At 48.2% G+C, this 24,209-nt stretch carries 22 protein-coding genes; 10 read left to right on the top strand and 12 right to left on the bottom strand.

Annotated features, from left to right (window positions below):
* Positions 1 to 37 precede the first annotated feature (37 nt).
* Complete coding sequence (locus AT705_RS08070) at positions 38 to 220, top strand: alternative ribosome-rescue factor A (protein WP_058796198.1); 183 nt, start codon at positions 38 to 40, stop codon at positions 218 to 220.
* 80 nt (positions 221 to 300) lie between these two features.
* Positions 301 to 675, top strand: coding sequence for a PH domain-containing protein (locus AT705_RS08065; RefSeq protein WP_058796197.1), 375 nt, complete (start codon positions 301 to 303; stop codon positions 673 to 675).
* Here the strand turns inward: AT705_RS08065 and AT705_RS08060 are convergent.
* Positions 653 to 1,354: an ArsR/SmtB family transcription factor gene (locus AT705_RS08060; RefSeq protein WP_058796196.1), complete on the bottom strand. Its 702-nt coding sequence runs from the start codon at positions 1,352 to 1,354 to the stop codon at positions 653 to 655. The genes AT705_RS08065 and AT705_RS08060 overlap by 23 nt on opposite strands.
* Before the next feature lie 80 nt (positions 1,355 to 1,434).
* On the opposite strand from AT705_RS08060, the gene AT705_RS08055 reads away from it, so the two are divergent.
* Positions 1,435 to 1,767, top strand: a complete 333-nt coding sequence (locus tag AT705_RS08055) for an NIPSNAP family protein (RefSeq protein ID WP_082668945.1) — start codon at positions 1,435 to 1,437, stop codon at positions 1,765 to 1,767.
* A complete protein-coding gene (locus AT705_RS08050) occupies positions 1,764 to 2,084 on the top strand; it encodes an antibiotic biosynthesis monooxygenase family protein (RefSeq protein ID WP_058796195.1) in 321 nt (106 codons plus the stop codon). The genes AT705_RS08055 and AT705_RS08050 overlap by 4 nt, the downstream gene beginning before the upstream one ends.
* Here AT705_RS08050 and AT705_RS08045 read toward each other — a convergent pair.
* From AT705_RS08045 to AT705_RS08035, 3 genes are all read right to left on the bottom strand, one after another.
* Entirely contained in the window at positions 2,081 to 4,312 is a 2,232-nt protein-coding gene (locus AT705_RS08045; protein WP_058796194.1) for a tetratricopeptide repeat protein, read from the bottom strand. The genes AT705_RS08050 and AT705_RS08045 overlap by 4 nt on opposite strands.
* A gap of 132 nt (positions 4,313 to 4,444) precedes the next feature.
* On the bottom strand, positions 4,445 to 5,200 hold the full coding sequence (locus tag AT705_RS08040) for a DsbC family protein (protein ID WP_058796193.1): 756 nt from the start codon (positions 5,198 to 5,200) through the stop codon (positions 4,445 to 4,447).
* Between the two features lie 118 nt (positions 5,201 to 5,318).
* A complete protein-coding gene (locus AT705_RS08035; RefSeq protein WP_058796192.1) occupies positions 5,319 to 6,311 on the bottom strand; it encodes a winged helix-turn-helix domain-containing protein in 993 nt (330 codons plus the stop codon).
* Positions 6,312 to 6,453: 142 nt separating this feature from the next.
* Between AT705_RS08035 and AT705_RS08030 the strand changes: the two genes are divergently transcribed.
* A complete protein-coding gene (locus AT705_RS08030) occupies positions 6,454 to 7,410 on the top strand; it encodes a bile acid:sodium symporter family protein (protein WP_058796191.1) in 957 nt (318 codons plus the stop codon).
* Here the strand turns inward: AT705_RS08030 and AT705_RS08025 are convergent.
* Both AT705_RS08025 and AT705_RS08020 read right to left on the bottom strand, forming a co-directional pair.
* Positions 7,407 to 8,159 carry a J domain-containing protein gene (locus AT705_RS08025; RefSeq protein WP_058796190.1) on the bottom strand — a complete coding sequence of 251 codons (753 nt, stop codon included), beginning with the start codon at positions 8,157 to 8,159 and terminating at the stop codon, positions 7,407 to 7,409. The genes AT705_RS08030 and AT705_RS08025 overlap by 4 nt on opposite strands.
* On the bottom strand, positions 8,152 to 9,843 hold the full coding sequence (locus AT705_RS08020) for a molecular chaperone HscC (RefSeq protein WP_058796189.1): 1,692 nt from the start codon (positions 9,841 to 9,843) through the stop codon (positions 8,152 to 8,154). Before AT705_RS08020 ends, AT705_RS08025 begins: the two co-directional genes overlap by 8 nt.
* A gap of 238 nt (positions 9,844 to 10,081) precedes the next feature.
* Here AT705_RS08020 and ctlX point away from each other — a divergent pair, with 238 nt between their 5' ends.
* The 3 genes from ctlX (at position 10,082) to AT705_RS24850 (ending at position 13,278) form a co-directional block, all read left to right on the top strand.
* Complete coding sequence (ctlX, locus tag AT705_RS08015) at positions 10,082 to 10,996, top strand: citrulline utilization hydrolase CtlX (RefSeq protein ID WP_058796188.1); 915 nt, start codon at positions 10,082 to 10,084, stop codon at positions 10,994 to 10,996.
* A 42-nt stretch (positions 10,997 to 11,038) separates the two neighbouring features.
* Positions 11,039 to 12,499 carry an alanine/glycine:cation symporter family protein gene (locus AT705_RS08010; RefSeq protein ID WP_058796187.1) on the top strand — a complete coding sequence of 487 codons (1,461 nt, stop codon included), beginning with the start codon at positions 11,039 to 11,041 and terminating at the stop codon, positions 12,497 to 12,499.
* Between the two features lie 527 nt (positions 12,500 to 13,026).
* The gene (locus tag AT705_RS24850; protein WP_082668943.1) at positions 13,027 to 13,278 is read left to right on the top strand and encodes a TIGR03643 family protein; all 252 of its coding nucleotides are present in this window, start codon (positions 13,027 to 13,029) and stop codon (positions 13,276 to 13,278) included.
* Positions 13,279 to 13,306: 28 nt separating this feature from the next.
* Here AT705_RS24850 and AT705_RS08005 read toward each other — a convergent pair whose 3' ends face one another.
* From AT705_RS08005 to AT705_RS07985, 5 genes are all read right to left on the bottom strand, one after another.
* Positions 13,307 to 13,951 (bottom strand): cohesin domain-containing protein, encoded by a 645-nt coding sequence (locus AT705_RS08005; RefSeq protein WP_157576706.1) that lies wholly within the window; start codon positions 13,949 to 13,951, stop codon positions 13,307 to 13,309.
* 56 nt (positions 13,952 to 14,007) lie between these two features.
* Positions 14,008 to 16,107: a hypothetical protein gene (locus AT705_RS08000; protein ID WP_058796185.1), complete on the bottom strand. Its 2,100-nt coding sequence runs from the start codon at positions 16,105 to 16,107 to the stop codon at positions 14,008 to 14,010.
* A 281-nt stretch (positions 16,108 to 16,388) separates the two neighbouring features.
* Positions 16,389 to 17,048, bottom strand: a complete 660-nt coding sequence (locus tag AT705_RS07995) for a cohesin domain-containing protein (protein ID WP_058796184.1) — start codon at positions 17,046 to 17,048, stop codon at positions 16,389 to 16,391.
* Between the two features lie 60 nt (positions 17,049 to 17,108).
* A complete protein-coding gene (locus AT705_RS07990; protein WP_058796183.1) occupies positions 17,109 to 19,199 on the bottom strand; it encodes a dockerin type I domain-containing protein in 2,091 nt (696 codons plus the stop codon).
* A 370-nt stretch (positions 19,200 to 19,569) separates the two neighbouring features.
* Positions 19,570 to 20,187 (bottom strand): response regulator, encoded by a 618-nt coding sequence (locus tag AT705_RS07985; RefSeq protein ID WP_058796182.1) that lies wholly within the window; start codon positions 20,185 to 20,187, stop codon positions 19,570 to 19,572.
* Between the two features lie 137 nt (positions 20,188 to 20,324).
* Here AT705_RS07985 and AT705_RS07980 point away from each other — a divergent pair, with 137 nt between their 5' ends.
* On the top strand, positions 20,325 to 20,678 hold the full coding sequence (locus AT705_RS07980; protein ID WP_058796181.1) for a GFA family protein: 354 nt from the start codon (positions 20,325 to 20,327) through the stop codon (positions 20,676 to 20,678).
* 49 nt (positions 20,679 to 20,727) lie between these two features.
* Here AT705_RS07980 and AT705_RS07975 read toward each other — a convergent pair whose 3' ends face one another.
* Entirely contained in the window at positions 20,728 to 23,052 is a 2,325-nt protein-coding gene (locus AT705_RS07975) for a TonB-dependent receptor (protein ID WP_058796180.1), read from the bottom strand.
* A 209-nt stretch (positions 23,053 to 23,261) separates the two neighbouring features.
* Here AT705_RS07975 and AT705_RS07970 point away from each other — a divergent pair, with 209 nt between their 5' ends.
* Positions 23,262 to 23,903 carry a LysE family translocator gene (locus tag AT705_RS07970; RefSeq protein WP_058796179.1) on the top strand — a complete coding sequence of 214 codons (642 nt, stop codon included), beginning with the start codon at positions 23,262 to 23,264 and terminating at the stop codon, positions 23,901 to 23,903.
* Positions 23,904 to 24,209 lie beyond the last annotated feature (306 nt).

Genomic DNA, 24,209 nt, shown 5'->3' with positions numbered 1-24,209 from the left:
GCTAATATTTCATCTTATAATCAGGAGCACACAAAGTATGGTAAGTAAACGCAGCCAGTCCCACGACCATCAGCGTGGCGACATTAAAGACAATGCCTTGAAAGCATTGGTAACCAGCCCATTGTTCAAATGCAAAGTTGAAAAAAATAAAAAAGGCAAAGGCAGCTATCGTCGAAAAGACAAGCATCAAGGCCGAGAGCCTTATCTTATGGCAGCGTAGGCGAGCAATAAGATAAGGCTTTCGACAAACAGGTGTTATGTTACTAAGCTTGTGGCTGATTAAATAAAAGGAGCAATCAGATGGGACTATTAAGTGGATTATTGGGTAACGCCAGTGAAGTAGACAGCGATGAGCTGGACAAGCTGTTAAACGATACCCTGATTGACGGGGAAAGCGTTGAGCAGGCTTATAAAGTCATTCGGGATATGTTTGTGTTTACTAACAAACGGCTTATCCTGGTAGATAAGCAAGGTGTTACCGGCTCTAAAGTGGAAATGCTCAGCATTCCCTACGGAAAAATCACTAAGTTCAGTAAAGAGTCGGCTGGTCATTTTGATTTGGATGCTGAACTAAAAATCTGGATAGGTTCTGAGCCTGAGCCGCTGACCAAAGAATTTAAAGCCGGCGACAACATTAATCAGGTCTATAAAATTATTTCTCAGTATTGTCTGTGAGCTTTAAACCATAGGTTTTAGCAAAGTGCCTCCTGTGCGCTTCACCTCTGAAAATGAGTGCCCGTGAGTCGGGTACTCTTTGCAACCAGCCTCGTTCAAGTGCATCATTCAGGATCCAGTTTCCCAGGCTACCAGCCAGGTGATTGCGTCTTTCACTCCAATCCAGACATGATTTACAGAGCGGGCGCTTTTTCTCTCTAAAGGTGCTAAAACAGACGCCCAGCTGCTCAAAAAATGCAGTGCCTCGGGGAGTCAGCAAAGTCTGTGCTTGTTTATCTTCTAGGTAGTTCGCCGCGACCAGCGCATCATAGAGCTGAACGCCCAGTTCTCCCGCAATATGGTCATAACACACCCGTGCTTGTCGAAGGTAAGGGTCGTCTGGCCCGGTGTTGGTTTTCAGTGTCGTGCTGCTACTGAGTGTGAGTAGCTGCTCAATTAATTCCGCAACAGCTTGACTTTTAAGTTGAAAGTATTTGTGTCTGCCTTGTTTTCTGACCGTAATGAGTGAACTGTCCAGCAACTTTGACAGATGGCTGCTTGCCGTCTGAGCAGTGATGTCTGCTTCAAGTGCCAACTCTGTTGCTGTCAGGGCTTTACCCGACATTAAGGCCAGGAGCATACGTGCCCTGGTAGGTTCACCAATCAAGCTGGCAATTACTGTGATGTCGGGATCGTGCATTAGATAGTTCGATATAGGCCGAAGCATGGATAGTGAGTGATCGATATAGTGCCGAAAAACGCAAGAGGAGACAATGCATTATGATCACGTGTTTTATTGAGTATCGGATTGACCCGGGTAAGCTGGACTTGTTTGAGCAATACGCCCGAAATTGGGGTGAGGTCATCCCGAGGTGTGGTGGTGAACTGATTGGCTATTTTGCGCCCCATGAGGGCACTAATTTTGTCGCTTATGGCCTGATCAGCTTTACCAGCCTGGCTGAATATGAGGCGTACCGCGTGCGCCTGAAAGCGGATCAACAAGGGCGGGCCAATTTTCACTTTGCCTTAGAAGCGGGCTTTATTTTGCAAGAAAAGCGCAGCTTCTTATCTTGTATAGAGCAAACTTATCTGCAGGGAGTGAAGGCATTGTGATTGCCGTTATCTTTGAGGTAACGCCTCACCAGACCAAGCGACAGGCCTATTTGGACATCGCGGCAGATCTGAAGCCCAGACTGCAAAACATCGACGGATTTATATCAATTGAGCGGTATCAAAGTCTGAATGACCCTGAGTTACTGCTCTCACTGTCATTCTGGCGGGATGAAGCTGCTGTGCTGCAGTGGCGAATGCAAGAAGAGCACAGAGCGGCACAGCAACAGGGTAGACAGCAGATGTTTCAGCACTACCGTATTCGTGTCGCCGGGGTGATGCGCGATTATGGCAGTCAGAACCGGGAGCAAGCGCCTTAGTTAACCTCTGTCGGAAGCACTATCACGATTTTCAATCCGCCCAGCTCACTATGCTGGGCCACTATTTTACCGTGATGTGCTTCTATCAGGCTTTTACAGATGGCCAGGCCCAGACCTGAGCCGCCGGTACGTCGGCTCCTGGACTTTTCTACCCTGAACAATCGCTCGAATATCTCGCTCAGATGTTCATCAATCACGCCCGGTGCAGTGTCTTCCAGGGTAATGTGTATTTTTTTATGTTGTTGCCAGACCTTGAGCCGCTGTTTACCCGGTTTATCAGTATACAAGGTGCTGTTGGCGATCAAGTTTGTGAGTACCTGCTTAATGCGATCCATGTCCCAACTCACGGCCACTGCACCGGTTAGCTGAATGTTTGCTTCCCAGTCAAAGCCTTTTCCGTGCGAGAACTGAGCAAACTCCTGCTCCCAGAGTGTCATGACTTCGGTGAGATTACATTGCACCAGGTTGAGATACAGGCTCTGTGAATCGGCCATGGCCAGCTGGTGAATATCAGAGATCAGGCGGTTAATATCAGACAATTTACGATTGATCGTATTGTAGGAGGCATCAACGTCCTGGGCGATATTAAATTGTAACGCTTCAACCTGCAGTTGCAGTGCCGTGAGCGGGGTGCGGATCTCATGAGAGACATCTGCCAGCATCGCATTTTTCTTGTCGACCACTTCTTGCAGCAGAGCCGCGCGCTCGGCAGCCAGTTTGCGTTTTTTGACTTGCCGATAACCAATTGCGAGCACCAGCATAAAAACCCCGGCTGTGCCGAACCACCATGCCTTGAGTTGCCACTCACGCTCTCTGAGCTGGGTGTCCTTTAGTGCCCGGTCGAGATTGAGGGTTTCGATTTCTTGTTGTTTGCGAATAAATTCAACCCGGCTTTGCAAAGCGGCCAGTGTCAGGTTGTGTTGACTGTTGCCCAGGTCATCTCTGAGCTGGGTAAATTTCAGGTGCGCGTCGAGGGCATTTTGCGGATCCTTAATAGCCTGGTAAGTGTCTGCCAGCAGTTGATAGGATTTGATTTGGCCGTCTTTGTCATTAATCAGCGTTGCAGTGGCGAGGGCTTGATGCGCCCGTTCAAGTGTTGTCTCGTGATCTTGTGAGGCCGCCGCAATGTGTGCCTGAGTCAGCTGAGAAGCAACTAAATAGCCTGTCAGGTTATAGTTATTGGCAATTTCTAGCGATTGTTCCACATACTCTGTTGCCAGTGCTGTTTGCTCCGATTTGAGTGCTATCCGGGCTTGCAGGTTGTAACTGCGAGTCAGGCCACTTTTCGAGTCAATCTGTGTATAGAACTTTTGTGACTTGGTTGCGAAGTATTCTGCTTCTGTCAGGTCGCCGGTCTCGAGTGCCATAAACCCGCTGCGCATAGCACTGTTGCCTATGTCCATCAGGTTACCCGATTTTTCATCGAGTTCATGTGCCATCTTAAAGTGTTTCAGCGCGGCCGGGTAGTTTTCCATGCGCTGATACACCACGCCAGATTCATAAATGGAGTCGGCGATACCTTTGTCAAAACTCAGCTCCCTGCTGAGCTCAAAAGAGCGGGTGAAGGTTTCCAGCGCACTCTCATGATCCCCCAGTGCGGTCTGAATAATCCCCAGGTTAACCAGCGCTCTGGCGTAGACTTCTGTTTCTCCCAGAATGCTGAGTACATTGATGGATTTCTGAGCCACCTTCAGGGCTTCGATGTACTTGTCCTGGCGCCGCAGTACCGCAGAAATGCGTTCATAGGATTGTGCAATCATTTCGTTATCATTGGCATCAATCGCGGTGTCGAGTGCATCGTTGTAATAGGCCTGCGCCTGATCAAAGCGACTTTGGTTGTCCGCGATAAACCCCAATAATAAAAAGGAATAGGCATGGTGATAGGGATTGCTTTGCGCGATGGCGAAGTGCTGTAGTTGCTCACTGCGCTGTTGCGCTTTATCGTAGTCGCCCTGACTGATCAGGGTGTGAGCCAGCGCCATTAACGTTTCGTAATACTCTTGCGGATACGACTTCAGATCCGGCTCATCTGCGAGTTGGGCCAGTAACCTGATCGCAGACTGAGGCGAGCTGCTTCTGAGGTCTTGCGCGTTGTCTAGCTGGCGCTTTGCTTCTGTGATGGAAAACGCCTGAGCCACTGAGGAGCACAATAGCAACGCCAGCAGGGTGTAGCGAATAAAGCCTTGGAATCCTGGCCTGAACAGGCTCTGTAAGCGCATCATTAACATCGAACTTCCGATCGTACTACCCGTATTTCTCGCGCCAATTGGATCTGGCAAGGGCCATTATGAATGATTGAATAATAACCCGTTTGTGTCGGAATGCCAATTACACTGCCTTTCAGAGTGGCAGATCCGAGGTTAGCGCTGCGCCAGCCGCGCCACCAGATCTCTGGCTGGTAAGTAACCCGGGACCGCTTCCCCATTGGGCAGCAGGATAGTAGGTGTCGACTGAAACCCAAATTGTTGTGCCAGTGAAACCTGAATATCCAGTGAGTGTCCACACTCTGTGTTTTCTGCTGGCGCGGGGGTGCTGCGCATTGCGGCATCCATAGCCTGATTAGGTCGCTCAGCGCAGAGCGTTGCCGCCGTTTTTTGATAGGCGGGGCTGCCTGCTCGGCCTCTGGGTATCATCACATAATGGACTGTGACGCCCTGTTGATTAAGCGCGGGCAGTTCCTTATGAAATTTACGGCAGTAAGGGCAATCGATGTCGGTGAACACTGTGATGCGGTATTTTTCATCCTGTGCCGGATAGGTTAATAATTGCTCATAAGGTATATCAGCCATTTTTTGTTGATTGGCAATTTGCTGTATCTTAGCGATGTGATCAACCCGATTGCGCACATCAATAACACGACCACTGAACAGGTAATTACCATCTTTTGACAACAACAGGTGCTCATTACCGAGTGTGAGGCGAAAGAAGTCATCTGAGTAGGGGTGCAGGTCAAAATCGATGTTTGTCCCAACCAGCGCGCGCAATTTATTTTTGGCTTGTTGTTGTGGGGAGCTTGCTTTGGCAGTCGTTGGGGTGTTTGGCTCTGCGGCCAAAGGAGAGGCACTCAGTAATGCTGTGCCAAGCAGCAAAGTTGAAACTGAAGTAGACAAGGTCATAGTAAATATCCAGCTGACAAAAAAGATGCCCCGGTTATAACTAAGCTGGCTGATAATGGCTTTTAAATTCGCCTTAAAATGACCTATAAATTTCTATCAAAGTAATTAAATCAATTGGTTAAGCAAGTCTCTCTCGACTTGTATGAGCGCCATTGGACGGTGTACAAAGTCGCATCGAAGTTGGCCCGGGTTGGGTGAGCTGCTTGCACAGCTCGGACTGCTGTGAGTCGATGTGTTGCGCTGTGTTGGTGGGTGCAGATCCGTGAGCGAGTTGTGCTGTGGCACTGTGCAGTGTTGCAGACTGTAATGATTCCGGTTGCGCGACGATCAAATCTGCGATGCGCTGTCGCATGACCACCGCGCTGCAAATTGCTTGCTGATCTATGGCCTGCTGTCCCTGAATGGCAAAGTTTAGCGCCTCGGAGAAGCGCGCCTGACTGATTGAGAGCCGACTGAGCAGATCTGACGCTTGTGAAAAATAATAGCTATTCACTGGGGTGTGCTGAACCACCTGACTGGCATAGTGCTGCGCCTGCGCTGTTTCATTCATTTGTAATAAGGTTTCGGCCAGCAGCAATTGCGCCTCAATGGACTCAGGGTTTTCTTGTAAACTGAAAGTCAGCCACTGCTGCGCCTGCGGGTAATTTTGGTGCTCAAAGGCCACAATGGCTTTGTGGTATGCCGACAAAGCTGGCAGCAGCGCCGGTGTGCTGGAAGATGCAGGCTGATTGTTCAGATAAGCGCCGCTGGCGACGCCAACAGACAGGAGCAATGATGCTGCCAGGGCGATCCGCTGACGCGACGGCGGCAAAACCACTTTGGTTTTTACCTGCCAGCTGTAGCCCTGATTAGGGTAGGTGCGGATCAGGTCTTGTTCGGGGGCCAGCTTTCTAAGTTCACTGATCAGTTGAAACAGGCGATGTTCCTGCACATGAGGATGGCCCCACACGGCTTCGATTATCTCCTGTTTGGAGACCACGGTATTGGCATGTTGCAGCAAATAACTCAGCACTTTGGCAGCTTTGGGGCGCAGTTCCAGAAGTTGTTTGCCTTGTTTTAGTGTATGAGTCTGGCAATCAAAACGATAAGATAAAAAGCGGTACTCGGCCATGTCAGTCCTTCGCATAAATCCACGATACAGGACCTAACCTTATCATATAGGTGATAAAAAACGAGCCACAGAGGCAGGATTTGTTTTCCAGATTAACTACGGTATAACTGAGTCATCTTGATTGCCATACTGAGTGCCTTATATGCTGCGTTTTATCATCCAACTGTTTCCACTCTGGGCGATTTTGCTCAGTGTCTTTGCATTTTATACACCTGAACCTTTTGTCGCTTTAAAAGCCACCATCATTCCATTACTTGCGTTTATTATGCTAACGATGGGATTAACCCTGACACCGGCAGACTTTCGTCATGTACTGAGTCAGCCTAAAGCGGTGCTGATAGGTCTGGTGTTGCAGTTTAGCGTAATGCCACTGGTGGCGTTACTGATCGCGATGTTGTTTCAGTTTGATGCCGATCTGACTTTAGGCATGGTACTGGTTGGCTGTGTCGCAGGCGGGACAGCCAGCAATGTGATGTGTTTTCTGGCCAAAGGTGATGTGGCCCTGTCTATTTCGATGACGGCCATGAGCACCCTTGTGGGTGTGGTGTTGACTCCGCTGTTGGTTGAGTTACTGGCAGGTCAGGTGGTTGATATTCCACTGGCAGGTATGATGCTGAATTTACTCAAAATTGTGTTGTTCCCTGTGCTGACAGGTGTGCTTCTCAATTATTTTTTTAGCGCATCTATTCAGCGGCTTGCACCGCTGTTACCGCTATTCTCCGTGGCTGCAATTGTGTTGATCATCGCGATTGTGGTGGCATTAAATGCGGCAACCTTACCAACCATAGGGCCGATAGTCGCGCTGGCGGTGGTGTTGCATAATACGACGGGTTTGTCGCTCGGATACTTGGTAGCGAAGCAGCTGGGTTTACCTGAAACGAGCTGTCGTACGATTGCACTGGAAGTGGGGCTACAAAACTCCGGACTGGCAGTTGCGCTGGCGATGAAGTTTTTTGCCCCCGCCAGTGCACTGGCGGGTACTTTGTTTTCGATCTGGCACAATGTCAGTGGCTCTGTGTTGGCCACCTGGTGGCGCAGACATAGTCACGGCCTGTTACCTCAGTCAGTTAAACAGAGCGCAGAGGTACCAGACGCTTAGATAGAAATCATGATCAGGCCAAGGGCACAGAGTATGGTCAGGCCAATAAACAGGTTGGCAGTGTTGCTGGTATCACCCACCGGTTCAATGCGGATCTCTGGTTCTGGCATCTCTTTATGGGTCATATTGTAAAAGTCGGGATGACCCACCTGTTGCTCCAGTTCCTGATCTTCCGCCCAGTCAAAATGCAGGCTCAGAAATACCAATACTTCTATGTCCAGCGGGGTGACTTCTGCGCGTTCTGATTTTTGATAGTTCAGCACGCTGTGGAATATTCGGTGCGACGCGGCCCGGCGGCTTTGTACATTGACACAGGCTGGGTGCTCAATGAGCAACTGCCAGGCCCCTTGTTGATTGCGGCGATACGAATTGTCCAGCAACTCTGTTAACTCAGTGTCAAACTCCTGCATCTCTGAATCGAGCTGAGGCGGCGAGCTGGATTGTGCCTGGGGTGGTTCAAACTGAGCCGCCGGGGTTGTGTCTGGTAAAATCTCCGGCGTGACGGTTTCGGGTTCTGCATGTGCTGATGGTTGTTCATCTGTTGCGCTTAATTTCACTCGCTGCTGAGGCTGTGCTTCCAGATGTACCAGTGCTGCGTCATAGGCGGCACGCAGCCGCTGAAACCCTTCCGGATCTTCATCGGGTTTACACAGCTTGAGCTTACTTGTATAGGCGCGTTTTATGGCTTTTTTGTCTGCACTAGGGTCGACACCCAGTATTTCCCAGGGGTTTTCTGTCACTTTATTCACCTAACTCTTTTAAAAACTGAGTAATTTCCTCATAAGCCTGATCAATGCGTTGGTTATCCTGAGCGCTTAACGCGGCTTCCCAGAATGCGATCAGCTCAGCAATTTGTTCACGGTACTGAGCGCGGCTTTGTTCATAGATACGTTCCAGTTTAGCCATTAGCAGGCGGTTGCGCTGCTGATCTCGCGGATGGACTTTGAGCTTTTGCATTTTTTCTTTCAGCTGGGCTTTTTCTTTGTCTGACAACACAGAGGAAGATTGTTCAAAGGTCTGGCTAATGGTTTGCTGAGTCTGCTCTACGGTAATATCTACTTCCAGCAGGCCGCTTACATCGTACGTAAAGCGTACCCTGACTAGTTTGTCCTCGATGTTATCTGCCTTGGGCAGCGGCACATCAATTTCGCCGAGTTTGATGTTGTTTTTAACATACCGGCTTTCCCCCTGATAGACTGTGATCAACAGGTGTTCCTGGGATTTATGGACAGGGAAAAAAGTATTTTCTTTGCTGCATGGTAATACCGTATTGCGTTCAATAATGGGAGTAAAGTAGTTACCCACTTTGCCATCATGATCGTGCTCATTGTGGGTACCCGTGCCCAGGCTAAAGGCGGATACGTCGGTCAGTACCACATCATCCAGTGCTTCATCTTTATCAACCAGGCCGGCTTGTATACCTGCACCGAGGGCGACGACCAGATCCGGGTCGAGTTGAGTTGTGGGGAAGCATTTTAGTGCTTTGATCAGACATTGTTTATAGATATTCATACGCGATGCACCGCCTACCATGACAATATGATCTATGTCTGAGGGTGACAGTCCGGCATCGTTAAACGCGCGTTCAATAGGGGTCAGCAAGCGATTGAGTAGAGGCTGGCAGATCTCGCGCATTTTTTCTTCGGTTAATTCATAGCGCAAGGTCTGGTTAGACAGTTCTATGTCAAACTGGGTTTGCTTTTCGCCACTTAAACCGCACTTACACTCGTCGATATGTCGGGTCAGGTTTTGTTGTTGGTGTTCATTCAGTTGTTGTGGCTCTAACTGATGCTGTCGCAAAAAGTCCGAGATCAGTAAACCGGTAAAGTCTTCGCCGCCCAGATGATTGTCACCGGCCGACGCCTTGACTTCCATGACGCGATCGAAGTATTCGAGAATGGTGACATCGAAGGTACCGCCACCTAAATCCAGGATCAGATAATGGGTGTCATCTTCTTGTGATTGTAAACCGTATGCCAGTGCCGCGGCTGTGGGTTCATTGATCAGTCTCAGTACTTCCAGCCCGGCCAGCTCTGCGGCCAGCTTAGTGGCTTTACGCTGATAGTCATTGAAGTACGCTGGCACACTGATCACTGCTTGTGTAACTGGTTGCGATAATTGGGCTTCGGCATCGGCTTTCAGTGATTTAAGCACCAGTGATGATAACTCAGCGGCGGTATAATGCTGCTTTCCAAGCGTCACTGTGCGCTGTGTGCCCATATAGCGTTTGAATAATGCCGTGGTTTTTAGTGGGTGTGAGATCAGCCGCTCTTTGGCCGCTTTACCCACCAATATCTCGCCGCTATTGTCCACCCCGACCACCGATGGGGTCAGGTAGTCACCCAGAGAGTTGGGAATTAATACACTTTTTTCACCATCCCAATAGCTGACAGCACTATTGGTTGTGCCTAAGTCGATACCTACCGTGATCATAACTACTTCCTGAATTCGTAAAGCCAGCGCCTAGTGTATGTGCTTTGGGTAAGGGAGTAAATCACTGCTATAGTTTTTGCGGCTGTTTTCTTTATGGACGTTAATTGGTGAAAAAGTATTCCGTTGTTCATACGTCTAGCTGATGCACCTGGTTTGTTTTGCAGGTGTGTTTAAGCCATTGGCCTGCTTTTTCGTGGATAAAAGCGGCGTACATTTTTAGTATCAGAGGTATTTAGTTATGTTCCCACAAGCCCCCAGTGCCGTTGTGATGATCCGGCCACATTGCTTTTCGCCCAATGAAGAAACCCGGGCCGATAACAGTTTTCAATCTCAGGCTCAGCAGTTTGACGGTGGTATCAGCCAGCTGGCTTACGAGCAGGTATCTCGGGTGGCTGAACAGCTCGAACAAGCGGGTGTGCGGGTGCACTTGTTTGAAGATTTGGGTACTGATACGCCTGATTCAGTGTTTCCCAATAACTGGTTTTCAACCCATGCGGGAGGGCAAATCGCCATTTATCCCATGTATGCCAAAAACCGTCGTCGTGAGCGACGCACAGACATTATTGAGCTATTGAAGCGCGAATACCGGGTGCAGGATGTGATTGATTATTCTGGCCTGGAATATGACGGTTTGTTTCTGGAAGGCACCGGTGCCATGGTGCTGGATCACATTGAACGGGTTGCTTATACGGCGCGCTCAAAACGCACCGATTCGCATGTGCTGGAACGCTTTTGTAGTCATTTCAACTTTGAGCCTATGGTGTTTGATGCGCTCAGTGAAGAGGGAGTGCCTGTCTATCATACTAACGTGCTGTTGTGCGTGGGAAGCGACTACGCACTGGGCGGCTTTGAGATGATAGTTGAGCCTGAACGGCGTGCAGAAATTAAACACAGGTTGCAGCTTGTCGGCAAAAAGCTGATAGAGTTGAGTGAGGCGCAGATCAATGCGTTTTGTGGCAATGCGCTGGAGTTAAGCGGAGACAACGGGCGCATACTGGCGCTGTCACAAACCGCGTATGATGCGCTGACAGCCGAGCAAATTGCGGTGCTCGAATCATGCGTTACCTTATTACCGCTGGACGTGTCTGCCATTGAACTGGCCGGAGGCTCGGTACGTTGCATGCTGGCCGGTGTGCATTTATCCCGGCGTTAGAACAAATAAGCACTACAAAACAATAACAACAGGCAGGTGAGTATGATGGCATTTATCGTTGACCCAATTAATAATCTTCTGTGGGGGCAGGGCCAGATACTCATTTATCTGTTACTGATCGCCGGATGTTGGTTTACTTGGAAATTGAAGTGGGTCCAGTTTCGCCACTTTGGCCATATGTTCAGTGTGATGAAGGGCAGCATGAGTGGTGACAGCTCTGGGATCAGTTCCTTTGCTGCCTTGTGTACCGGCCTGTCTGCCCGGGTCGGCACTGGTAATCTGGCCGGGGTTGCGATGGCCATTTCTCTGGGTGGCAGCGGCGCGGTATTCTGGATGTGGGTTATAGCCCTGCTTGGCATGGCGACCGGATTTGCGGAGAGTGTGCTGGGCCAGCTTTATAAAGTCCGCGATGAGCATCGAGAGTTTCGTGGTGGTCCTGCCTATTATATTCGGGCCGGGCTTGGAAAACCTAAGCTGGCAGTGGTATTCGCCCTGTGTTTATTCCTGGGTTATGGCTTTAGTTTTAGCGCCATGCAAGCCAATACCATTGCTGAAGCGCTCAATAAAACATTTTCTATTAATCCTTTATACACTGGGTTGGTGATTGCAGTACTGGCTGGCTCGATTGTCTATGGCGGCCTGCGCAGCATTGCCCGTTTCGCTGAGTTGATTGTGCCCTTTATGGGCCTGGCGTTTGTTGCAACGGCTTTACTCATTTTGCTCATCAATATTGCTCAGGTGCCTGCCATGTTGCTGGATATTTTTCAGTCGGCATTTGGTCTGACCGAAGCGGGGGCTGGCGCTTTGGGCGCTGCGATTAAAAATGGTATTCAGCGAGGGCTGTATTCCAACGAAGCGGGAGCTGGTAGTGTGCCTCATGCCGCAGCTGGGGCAACGCCTGTGCCCAATCACCCGGTTGCGCAAGGCTATGTGCAAATGTTGGGGGTCTTTATTGATACCCTGGTGTTATGTAGCTGTACCGCTGTGGTGGTGTTATTGTCTGGTGTATCTGTTAGTGGAGAAATGGCAGGTATCAGCCTGACTCAAAATGCGATGCAAGCACACTTTGGTGAAATAGGTGATTACCTGATTGCTGCCGCCATTACCTTATTCGCTTTTACCTCTGTCGTGGCCAATTACGCCTACGCGGAGAGCAATTTACACTTATTCAAACTCGATAATAAAGCCGGGCGGCTGGGTTACACTGCCGTATATTTGGCGATGGTGTTGTGGGGCGCCAGTGCCACTTTACAGCAAGTCTGGAGCCTTGCAGACATGGCATTGGGTTTGATGACACTGGTGAACATCTACGCCATTGTGCAGCTCACGCCAACCATCATGAATTTGACGAAAGACTACCAAAGCCAGAAAAAATCGACCGAAAAAATCCACTTCGACCCGACCAAAGTCAGCTATCAAGGCACCCTCCACGAAGATGTTTGGGTTCAGCAAGACCGAAGCAAAGCTTCGCAGCTTGCTGAACGCTCACCCATGGACGGGTGAGCCGGAAGCCCTTCACATGGAAGTGTCCCCGCTCGTACCAGAGATTAAGTATCTCTTTTTTTGCGAACGCGAGACATGGACGTCGAGCCGGAAGCCCTCCACACGGACGTGTGTCCACTCGTACCAGATCTTCTTTTGCGAACGCGAGACATGGACGTCGAGCCGGAAGCCCTCTACACGGACGTGTGCCCGCTCGTACCAGAGATTAAGTATCTCTTTTTTTGTGAACGCGAGACATGGATGTCGAGCCGGAAGCCCCCCACATGGACGTGTGACCATTCTTCGCTTGTTCAAGACCGAAGCAAAGCTTCGCGGCCTTTACGCAAGGTGAAAAGAGCCCATGCCTAAGTTACTTTGGTAATATGAAATTGATTGATGGTGAGTGCTTACATTGATTGGCCGCGGTGCAAAAGAACCAGAATCTTAATCCAGACCGTTGCAAAAAAGCGGGCTTAATTAAACCGCGGTGCTCTGTAGTACGTATTACTCAAGCGAGACAACAGGAGATAATACACTAGGAAAAAACAATGCAATTAAGTAGCCATGACCTATCCCGAGTCATCGAGATGGCCTGGGAGGACAGAACGCCGTTTGAAGCAATTGAACACCAATTTGGATTAAGTGAATCAGCACTTGTCCGGTTAATGCGCCATAACCTAAAGCCTGCCAGTTTTCGGTTATGGCGTCAGCGTGTCAGTGCACGAGTAACCAAGCACAGTAAGCTACGACCAGCCACTGTATCGAGAGGGTATTGTCCGACGCAATACAAGCACAGATGAGTGTATAACGTATTTTCAGCGGTGTTGTTTACGCGCTCTGCTCAGTTCTTCCTCGTGAATTCATCTTGCGCCAGAAAAGCATCGCAATGATGCTGACAGACAGCAAAGCCAATAGCATCAGTAGCCAGGCTGGCGTGCCAGAGCTGGGCTTTTCTTGTTCCTGGTACCGTGCATTGAAACTTAGGTTGAGTAGCTTATGTGCGTGATATAGGTACTTTTCACCATTTCGGGTGCCAAATTCGACACGCTTGATTGAAATATCTGTGGTAGTTGCACCCTCCGGCGCTGAAAAATAAAGCCTGGCCGGTCGGCCATCTCCTGACGCACTTTCAGCGGGGGCCACCTGGCTGACGATATACTGTACTTCTCTCGATTTAGGGGTTGCCTGGTTGCGCAAAGTATACAATCGCTTGGTATCCAGAAAATCGCCATGCTCAAGCTGTGCTCCAGTGGCTTTAGGATCTTGGTCAATGAGCGTTAGCGTCTGTGGATCATAGGTGACTGACAGCTGAACGCCATATACTGCAGGCAGGTCTTTGACCATCACATCAATATAGAACTCGCTGGCTGTCTTGATTTGTGTATTGGAGGTTTCAAGAAATACCTTGCCTTCAGTTGCCAAAGAGGCAAAACTCAGCAGCAATGAGGTGCTTAACATCAAACTCTTTATCATTTTTTGTCCCAATAAGCATCAAAGACCATAGCATTGCTATGGTCTTTTTAAGAGTATTACCAGCTTTGCGGCCCTTGTTTGCCAAAGTTGGCACCCATTAAGGTCAAGTCCTGGATGTTGATTTCATTGTCTCCGTTGAAGTCTGCATCAGAGACGTAGCCGTTGTTGTCTGACTTTTTAGTACGATAAGCACCCAGTAGCTGCGTCAAGTCAGCAATATCAATGAGGTTATCACCGTTGCTGTCTCCGCCGACGAGTTCAATCTGTCCAAAGTCGATATCTTCCTGACCCGCGGAGAAGTTGAGTTGCTTTTCTGCACTCAGGTATCCGGGTGCCTCAAGTGACAGTGTTACGTTGCCCAGCGGGGAACGCACTGAGAAGCTACCATCTGGATTAGTGGTGACGAGCTGACCATTGATGCGTAGTACGATATTGCTGTAATCACCGGTGACACCAAGGCTTGCAACGTTGCCTGTTAGCGTCACCGACTCTTCGATGGCCAGTGAATAAGAGACTTCATTGTTCAGTAAATAGTTAGACTCTTGGTCAGTCATTTTTGCATTGACGACCAGGTTAATCATACCAGCTTGCTCTGCAAGTAACTGGACAGAGGCAAACTGACCTTCACCTGATTTCGCTGTGGCGGGGGCCATTAAAGCCAATGCACCGTCCCACTGTTTGTCACTGATCCCCATGGGTACTGACAGGCGTTCATCAGATGGTAAAAACTCGCCATATTCACCGCCGGTGATACGGGCCATATCGAACATCGCACTGACACGGACTGACGCATCAATGCCATAGATATCGCTGCCTGATACAGTGAGTGGCAGGGTAATTGTATCCCCCTCAAGGACTGTGGTTTGCGGTAATTCCAGTGTCAGTGCAGTTGCAGGCCCACCATTTAGTGTCATGTGCTGGCCGAATACGTCCATGCTAGTAAATACATTTTCATCTGACCAGTGGATAATATAGTCTTGATCAGATAGTGCGGTTACCTGATTTTGTACACCAGCATAGTGCAAACTCGATATTGTCACTTTGTCACCGGTTGCGGTGTCATTGGCGTTATACGCTCGGGTATATAGATAAGCGGGGCTGGCAATGTCGTCTTCTCCCTGCCAGGACAGCACATAGCGGCCATCGCTCAGAGCAGCTACAGAAGGGATGGTGAACAGGTTAACTGTCGATTGATCTACCAAAGTTTGTTGTCCAGCCGGAGTACCATTAGCATTCATACGTTTGACCATAATGTCTGTGCTGTCAGCTGTTAAGCTTACCCAGGTCACGACAACGCTACCATCTGGCAGCGTATCGATTGCAGCGTTTTGCTGCTGACCATAGCTGTTTTCATTGACCAAGGTTTCATCAGTGAGTGGTGTGCCATCCGCTGCGAATGTACGAATATAAACACCGTGGTCATCGCCAATTCCTTTACCATGCCAGGAGGCCATAAATTTGCCATCGCTTAATGCGGTCAGCGAGACATGTTGTTGGTTATGCTCAACGGTACTTGTGACGATAAGTGGGTCACTGGCTGGTGTACCATTGGCGAGAAAGCGTTGTGCATAGATATCACCATCGGCAGCGATCGGATTGGAGTGGGACCAGGCTACAACAAATTCGCCGTTACTAAGTGTGGTGACTGTCGGACTGCTAAGTAAGTCCCTCTGGACAGATTTTATCACTAATTCGTCGATCCTGGGGGTGCCGTCCGCATCAAAGGTGCGGACAACTAAATCAGTTGAATTGTCTTTATAACGCGACCAGGCGGTCGCATAGCCGCCGTCATTGAGTGGGCTGATAGCAGCAGAGTTGTGGCGATGCGTGGGTGAGTAACTCAAATAAGTTTCTCCGCCAGCCAGTGTGCCATCTGCATTAAAGCGTTGAGCGAACACCGGGTCCTGTCCAAACATTGGGTCTTTGCCTGTCCAAATCGCGACATAACTGCCGTCTTTCAGTACGGCGGTCTCATGGAAGTATTGTGTTTGATCCTTCCAATTGTTGACAACAAATGGGTCTCCAACTTGTACAGGTGCTTGCGCGTTACTGAGTAACGGCAGGCCCAGTAAGCTGAGCATGACTGCATTGCGGGCAAACTTTTTGATTGATTTAGTGGGGGGAGTCGTATTTGAGCGGGTATTTAAAAGTGTCATAGTACTATTTCCTTACATTATTATGTTTGTCCCGTTTTTTGGGTCAAGTTCGTATGCACCCGGCTAGGATAATTGATCATAAATTTAATGAAAAGGGAGTAGTGCCTTTTAATTGGGTAGGTGCAAATGGTGATAGTTCAGTCTTGCATACTGTGTGATACGATTTTAACGCGTACATTAAGTTAGTTTTTCGTGCGGATACGTCAAGAAACTGAATAAATGCGGGCCTGGAAACGTGAATATTACGATTTGAGCTAGCCCCCGTGCGGGGGCATGTGATTTTACTGGAGTGCCTGGCTTGCAGTGATGTTTTTCATCTTTAATTTTAATGCCCGTGACCTCAGGAAGAATACTGTTAGCGCAATCAATGACAGTACAATGGCCAAGCTTATTATCCAGGTCTTTATGCTAATACCCGGGCTAGCCTGAACTTGATAGCCACTATCGAACTGTAAGCTCAGAGGCGTGTTTGCTTTGTACGTGTATTTTTCTCCATTACGAGTGCCAAACTCAGCAACTTCAATTGAGATAGTATTTATGGCTGCGTTATCTGGTGCCGTAAAATATAGTCTGGCGAGGCGGCCATCTCCGGATGCGCTTTTTACCGGTGCAACCTGGCTCACAATATATTGTATTGTTCCGTGTTGCGTATTCGCTTGATTTCGCAATACATACAGATTTCTGGTGTTAAGAAAATTACCATGCTCTAGCTGAGCCCCTCTGGTTTTGGTGTCCTGATCTATGAAGGTGATGGATTGACTGTCATAGTTCAGGGTAAGCTGCGTGCCGTACACATCAGGCAGCTCTGCCACCATCACATCGACATAAAATTCACTGCCGGTCTTTATTTGCGGGTTAGGAGTTTCGAGGTAAATTCGCCCTTGCTCTGCAAACGTGCTAAGGCTTGCCAGTAATGTGGCAATGTACAGCATATATTTCATTTTTTGGTTCCTTGAAATTCAAGACAGGGGTTAGTGTAAGACCCTCCCCTGTCGTTTTTGTTACCAGCTTTGTGGTCCTTGTTTACCAAAGTTGGCACCCAGCAGGGTCAAATCCTGCAGGTTAATGGCACCGTCACGGTTAAAGTCAGCGGCCATCACATAACCGTTTTGTTGGCCATCGACAGAGCGGTAGGCACCCAGTAACTGAGTCAGGTCAGCAATGTCGATGAGGTTATCGCCATTACTGTCACCGCCGACGAGGTTAATCTGACCAAAGTCGATATCAGCCTGACCCGCAGCCAGCGTGACTTGTTTCTCGGCCGTAAGGTGGCCCGGTGCACTCAGAGACATAGTGACCTCGCCCAGGCCGACGCGCACGGAAAAGCTGCCATCGGGATTAATGGTGACACGCTGTCCGTTGATAGTGAGGGTGACGTATATAAAGTCACCAGCAATGCCTAAGTCGGCAACATTGCCGGTCAAAGTCACGGATTCTTGGATGGTCAATGTATAGTCGGTATTATCCTGGAGCAGGTAGTTGCCTTGCTGGTCGGTCATTTGTGCTTGCAAGGTGAGGTTCACCGACCCGGCTTGCTCGGCAATCAGGGTGACAGTGGCAAAGTTACCTTCGCCCGATTTGGCGGTGGCCGGGGCCATCAGCGCCAGTGCACCATCCCATTGATTGTCACTGATACCCATGGGCACGGATAAACGTTCATCCGAAGGCAGAAACTCGCCATATTCCCCGCCAGAAATGCGGGCTTTGGTGGTATCACTCAGGCTCACCACGGCATCCAGGCCGTAAATGTCAGCACCAGATACTTGCAGGGGCAGCGTGACCACGTCACCTTCTAACACTGTGGTTTGCGGCAGCGTGATTGTCATTGTATTAGCCTGAGCGGCTTCAAGCTGGAATCGTTGTGCATAAATGTTGGTGTCTTTTGAGGCCGCCTGGCTCGTCCAACCAATGATAAAATCTCTCTCACTGAGGATGCTGATAGTAGGTTCAAACGGTATCTTATCAGTGCTAGTGTTGGCTAAAAAGACTTCTCCATTGCGGCTACCATCGTTGTTAAATGCTTGTACGGAAATGCCATGCTGGGTTCTGTCTTCATGCCAGCTAACCAGGTAGCCACCGTTATCAAGTGCTGCGACAGTAGGCCTCATTTGTTGGCCTCGCGTAACTGTATTGACCAAGAAATCAGGCCCTTTTGCAATACCATTAGTATCAAAATGCCTTGCATATACGCCACTATTTTCACCATCGCGACCTAAGCTGGTCCAAACTGCGACGAATTCGCCGTTGCTTAGTCGGCTTAGCGAGTAATCGAAGTCTTTAAAATCACTTGTTGTACTGATATAAAATTCCGAGTCTTTGATGTTGCCGTTGGCATCATATCGTTGACCTATAAGACGAACGTCGCTTTTGGACGATGCAATCATAAAAAATCCATTGTCACTGGTTTCTACAATGCTGGGTAGATATGCTCCCGACTTCCTTATGAGTTGAGGTGTTTGCACTACGCCACGGTTATTAAAGGCGCGAACAAATGCCTCTGAACTTGAATAATTCAAGGAATGTTCAACCCACCCGATGAGATATCCTCCGCTCGCCAGAGTGGAAATGGACATTTTGCTAACTATTCGAGTAGCGTTTTTATACAGTGTTATTTCTCCGCCGGCACGGGTGCCATCAGCATTGAAGTGTTGCGCAGCGATCCCTGTTCCATCGGCTCCGTTTGTTTCCCAAGCGACTACAAAGCTCCCATCATGAAGCGTCGCAACCTGAGGCCGCATTTGGAATCCGCTGGTCATACTATTGACGCGAAATTCAGACCCTAGAGGGCTGCCCGACGCATCGTAACGTTGTGCATAAATACCACTATCACTGCCGTCCTGTTTTTGACTTTCCCATGCGATCAAGAAATGTCCGTCATTGAGGCGGCCTGCTGAAGGGGAGTTTTGGCGCTCTGAAGTATGTGTATTGACTAAAAATTCGCTACCTACTTTGAGTGGCGAAATTGCGTGACTTAGTGTAGGTAAGCTGCACAGAGCGATTGCCAACGCGATACGTGACAGGCGCTTACCTGAACTGGCCAGTGTGGTTTGGGCGAATTGATTTGCACCGATAATTTCGGAGATTAGTTTCATTGTCTAGTCCTTGAATATACGGGTATTATTGGATTTACATTATTAAATGCCTGAACAAGTTACCAACATCTCTAGCGCATCTAACCCAGAGTTGTGTTGGTAAAAGTGCCAGGTCCTCTTAAATTATGGGAGGGTGTTTGCACCCCCAGGCTTAGTCGTCTTTGCTTGTCAAAGTTCGCATCCTGCTGGGGGATGGTACCGTCGTGGTGAAGGTGAGCCGTCATCATATAGTCATTTTGTTGTCCTTAATTATTTTGAAATCGTTGAGGATCCTTCAACATTTTGTTTGCGCGAGCTTATCTTAGAGTCACGATGACAAAAAGGGTATAGGGTATTTACCTTATTAAGGTACCTAAATTGGCAGAATAGATCAGAAGCAAATGCCTTCTTTGAGCGCGAAGCGCACTAACTGGGCTGCTTTATTGAACCCAAGCTTTTTCATAACCCGGGTACGATGTGCATCCACTGTTTTGGCCGAAATACACAGGGCTTCGCCAATCTCTTTATTGGTTTGCCCTTGAGCAATGTGGCGGATTATTTCTTTTTCTCTGAATGTGATCTCAAAATCAGACTTGTTGGTGCGGTAATGATGTAGCTGTTTTTTGTTGGCGGGGCTGATGTAACCCTTACCCAGGTATACGGCCTGCATAGCATCAACCAAAGTGGCAAAGGTATCGTTTTTGAGCAAGTAACCCGATGCCCCTGCCTCCAGGGCATAGTCGATGACTTTGATATCTTTATGCTCGGTAAGGAAGATCACCCGTGTTTTCAGTTCATGTGCCTGTATGCGGCGGCAGATACTCAACCCGCTTATGTCGCCTATGGTGATATCCAAAATTGCGATATCTGGTTCATGTAAGCGGATCAGAGACCATGCTTGTTCGCCTGAATCGGTATCGGCGATGATGGTGCCAATTTGTGCTTTTTGAATAAGAGCAAGCAGTCCCTGCCTGACAATATGGTGGTCATCGGCAACAATGATTTTCATAAACATCCATGTTTTAACTTTTTGATAGCTAAGGGAATTCAAAGTTTTTTATGTTGATTGTAACACACAGAACAATTTTCCCTTTTCCTTTTGGCTGTGTTTATATACAGTGTAAATGGATTATATAAGGAAGAACAATGAAATATATAGGAAGCTGCCACTGTAAAGCGGTGCGATTTGAGTTTGAAAGTGAGCAGATCACAGAGGCACTACAATGCAATTGCTCTGTGTGTATCAGAAAAAACGCCATTATGTCGAAGCAAAGCTTCTCATCAGAAGCGTTTTCACTGTTATCAGGTAAAGCACAGTTAAGTACTTACCATTGGGGCGATTGTGATGTGAATCATTACTTTTGCAAGGTGTGTGGGATCTACCCATTTCATGACACGACATACGAGCCGGGCGCTTATCGAGTAAACTTAGGTTGTGTAGATGGACTGGACCCACGTTTGCTTTCGATTAGTGAATTTGATGGCAAAAATCTGTTGTAATAAAAAGCCGCCCGATGGCGGCTTTTTAAATATGGGTGTTCGTAAACGCTTAGAAATCCATCTGAAGCGTTAATGACACCTGACGAGATTTACCAAGGTACTGCTGGCCATAACTAGTATATGGGTTACCCTCGTTGTCAGCTTCTTTGAAGTAGTTACTGATGTAATCTTTATCAAAGAGGTTTCTGACGTCAAGGCGCACTGTGTAGTTATCCCATTTATAGCCCAGCTGTGTGTTCACAATGGTACGTTGATCGTGCCTTGGGTCATTGTTGAGTGCATATTTAACAGGGCCTAATGAACGAGCGGGGTCCATATAAGCCAGACTATCATCGGTATATTTTGCGTTTAGGTTAACATAGATGCCATTGTCAAAGGCATAATTGGTTGCAAGATTAGCTGTCCACTCAGGCGCGTCAGCAAAAGGGCGGCCAGTTTGAGCACCAAAATCCGTGAATTTGGTCTCTGCCAGTCCAACACCTGCTGTGACTGACCAATTATCACTTGGATAGTAAAAGGCCTCAACTTCTATGCCTTTAACTTCAGACTCCGCGGCATTGACGGTTTCTTCGTCATATAATGCGTCTGAAAGTTCTTTCTTCACTTGCTGGTCTTGCCATTTCAGCATAAATGCATTGGCATTGACGACCAGTTTGCCATCTAGCCAAACTGAGCGGAATGATAGTTCGTAGTTGTTGGTGTATTCTGGGTCGTAGCTGAAGATACGAGAGCGGGCAATATTGAATCCAACGCCGCCTGAACGATAACCTTTTTGATAAATGAAGCTGGTCGACATATCTTGATTAAAATGATAAGTCGCACCTAACTTAGGCAACCAGGCACTGAAGTCTTCAGTAGTTTCTGGCTCCACACCCGATGCAGATTCTGCAAAGCTATGCAAATATGCGTTGATCCCCGTAATAATCGGCGCAAGTTGTGCAGGCACTTGCGCTGGATCTGGCATTGAGTTGTTTATTGTATAATTGTTATTCGCGCTGTTTGTTTGTTCTTCAGTATCGTAACGTAGGCCCGCCAGAATATCGATTTGTTCAGTAACCGACCAGGTTACGTCACTATAAAATGCCGCAGTTTTGACTTTTTGATTAAGCCCATAACCCAGTCCAAGAATGATAGGGTCGATGTTCGGGTAAAGAGGAACAATCATGCCAGCTGTTTGCATTGCGGTCTCCACCGGGAGTCCTTGTTGCATCAATAAGCCAGTGACGGCTGTTGCTAAGTCCGGCACACCGACGGCTTGCTGGATAGTCAAAAAGCGCTCACCTTGAGCCTGGTCTTCTACATCAACCTGAGATGTGTACAAGCCGAATGCAGCCTGAATGTCATCAGATTGATAGGTTAGTCTTAGCTCTTGGCTAAAAGTTTCATCAATTCTGTGGTCCTTGTTATCCTTTACTATCTGAGTAGGCTGCATATCGCCATCCCAGTTGTAGCGATAATCAGATTCGTTGTAAGTTGTGATCGAATGCAGCGATGTTGTTGCATTCAAATCCCAGGTAACTTCCAGGTTGTAGATGTCAGTTTTGGTTTCTTCCCAGATGTGTGAGTTGAAATCGACTGTGCGATCAAATGGGGAGTTACCAAAATCATACAGGCTCCACTGAGGGCCGTAACGATTTTCGTTATTGGTGTATGTGAGTAGCACATCGACATCGTCGTTAGGTTCAAACAATACTTTAGTGCGTAAGGTCTGGCTTTCCTCAAAGTTGGATGTATCGCCACGGGTGATATTGTCGATGTCTCCATCCGTTTGTTTATCTTCGTAACTGATTCTAAACGCCAGCATGTCATCGACAAGGCCCATACCGCCTGCAAATGCGTACTCTTGTTGTCCGTGCTGACCGACAGTTGCCTTGAATTTAGCTGATGGCTCGTAGGTTGGATCCTGTGAACGGATCATAATGGCACCAGCCAATGCGTTACGCCCTTGAAGCGTTGACTGAGGACCCCGGAATACCTCTACCTGAGCAAGGTCCCACACAGATAGACCGCCACTTTTCACCATTCTGTATGGTAGTGGTGCGCCATCTAGATACATACTGGTCAAATAACTGTTACCACCCCCTGATACTGAAAATGCATTGATACCACGAATGCTGAAACTCTCATTAAAGTCACCTGCTACGTTTGGCATCATTGAAAATGCATCATTAATGTTCTGGATATTGTTGCTTTCGATGTCTTTGCGAGTAACCACAGCAACGCTGCTTGGTGTATCTTGAAGTGTGCGATCAATCTTCTGACCTTGTACTACGATTACATCCATTTCTTTTTCTTCATCCGCAATAGCAGTGAAGGTGGTAGCGGTAGAAATAAGTGCTAAACCGACAGATTTAGCCAGTATATTCAATTTCATGCGTAGAGTTTCCAGAGAGTTTAGAGGTAGTTAAATAATTTTTTCAAGGAATGATACTGGATTATTCTAAAAATACAAATGATATCAACTATCATTTGTGTCTGCGGACCTAAATAGTTTCTTTTTCTTTCTCTGGTTGATATGTAATCGGTTGACGCGATGTCCCGATAAGATATAGGCTCAGTAAGCACCCACAATAAGGAGCCTGTATGTTTCCGCTTGATGTTTTCCTGACCTACAGCCTGGCATGCCTGCTACTGGTGATCTCGCCCGGGCTTGATAATTTGCTGGCGATAGCACGCGGTTTGAGCCAGGGGCGGCTGGCAGCCATTGTGTCCGGGCTATCGTCAGGTGCCGGGATATTATTTCATGTTCTGGCTGCAACTTTTGGTCTGACTTTGCTGATCCAAACCTCGGAGATTGCCTTTTATGCGGTCAAGCTGGTTGGAGCGGCTTACCTTATCTGGCTGGGCGTAAAGGTGCTCAGGACCCGTCAGTTGTTTTCGCTGCACGATGCGCCGGCTCAGCCATTACTACGAATTTTTTCCACGGGCTTTCTATCTGCCGCGCTGAACCCCAAGCCGGGTATTTTTGTGCTGGCGTTTGTGCCGCAGTTTGTGAATCCTGAGTTGGGCTCAGTCACGGCTCAAATGCTTGGCTATGGTATCTGGTTTGCTTTGCTGACAGCAGTAGGGTTTGCGCTGATGGGGGTTTTCTCATCTCATCTATCGGCGTGGTTACAACAGAAGCCTCGTTTTGTGTTGGGCCTGAATGTGGGAGCTGGCGCGACATTTATCGCCTCTGGCCTGGCTGTGGCCCTGATGAAGCAAAAGCAGCCAGCTGGAGTGTAAAGCGCAACTCTGCTTAATACCTGCATTTTTCGGGTATGTGGTGTTTAATCATTCAGGCACTGCCTTGAACCACTGCCCGCACTAATTAACAGTAATTCACAAAATTGTTCACGCTAGGCGATATCGAACCTGAGAGGGGCAGTAAGAAGCGGGTTAGACAGACTTTGTCCGACATAACCAGCACGCTCCCTTTAAGACTGCTTTTCTAGATAAATCATACCTCTAAATGCCATTTTTTGTATGGAACTGACCTTTAGGTTGCTCACCTCTGGCTTTTATCGCGTTTTATTTGAGCGCCAACGCACA

This window comes from Pseudoalteromonas rubra, from assembly GCF_001482385.1.
GTDB classification, from domain to species: Bacteria; Pseudomonadota; Gammaproteobacteria; order Enterobacterales; family Alteromonadaceae; genus Pseudoalteromonas; species Pseudoalteromonas ardens.
Note: the sequence above shows the minus strand (reverse complement) of the source record. Positions and strands in the feature narration are given on the sequence as shown.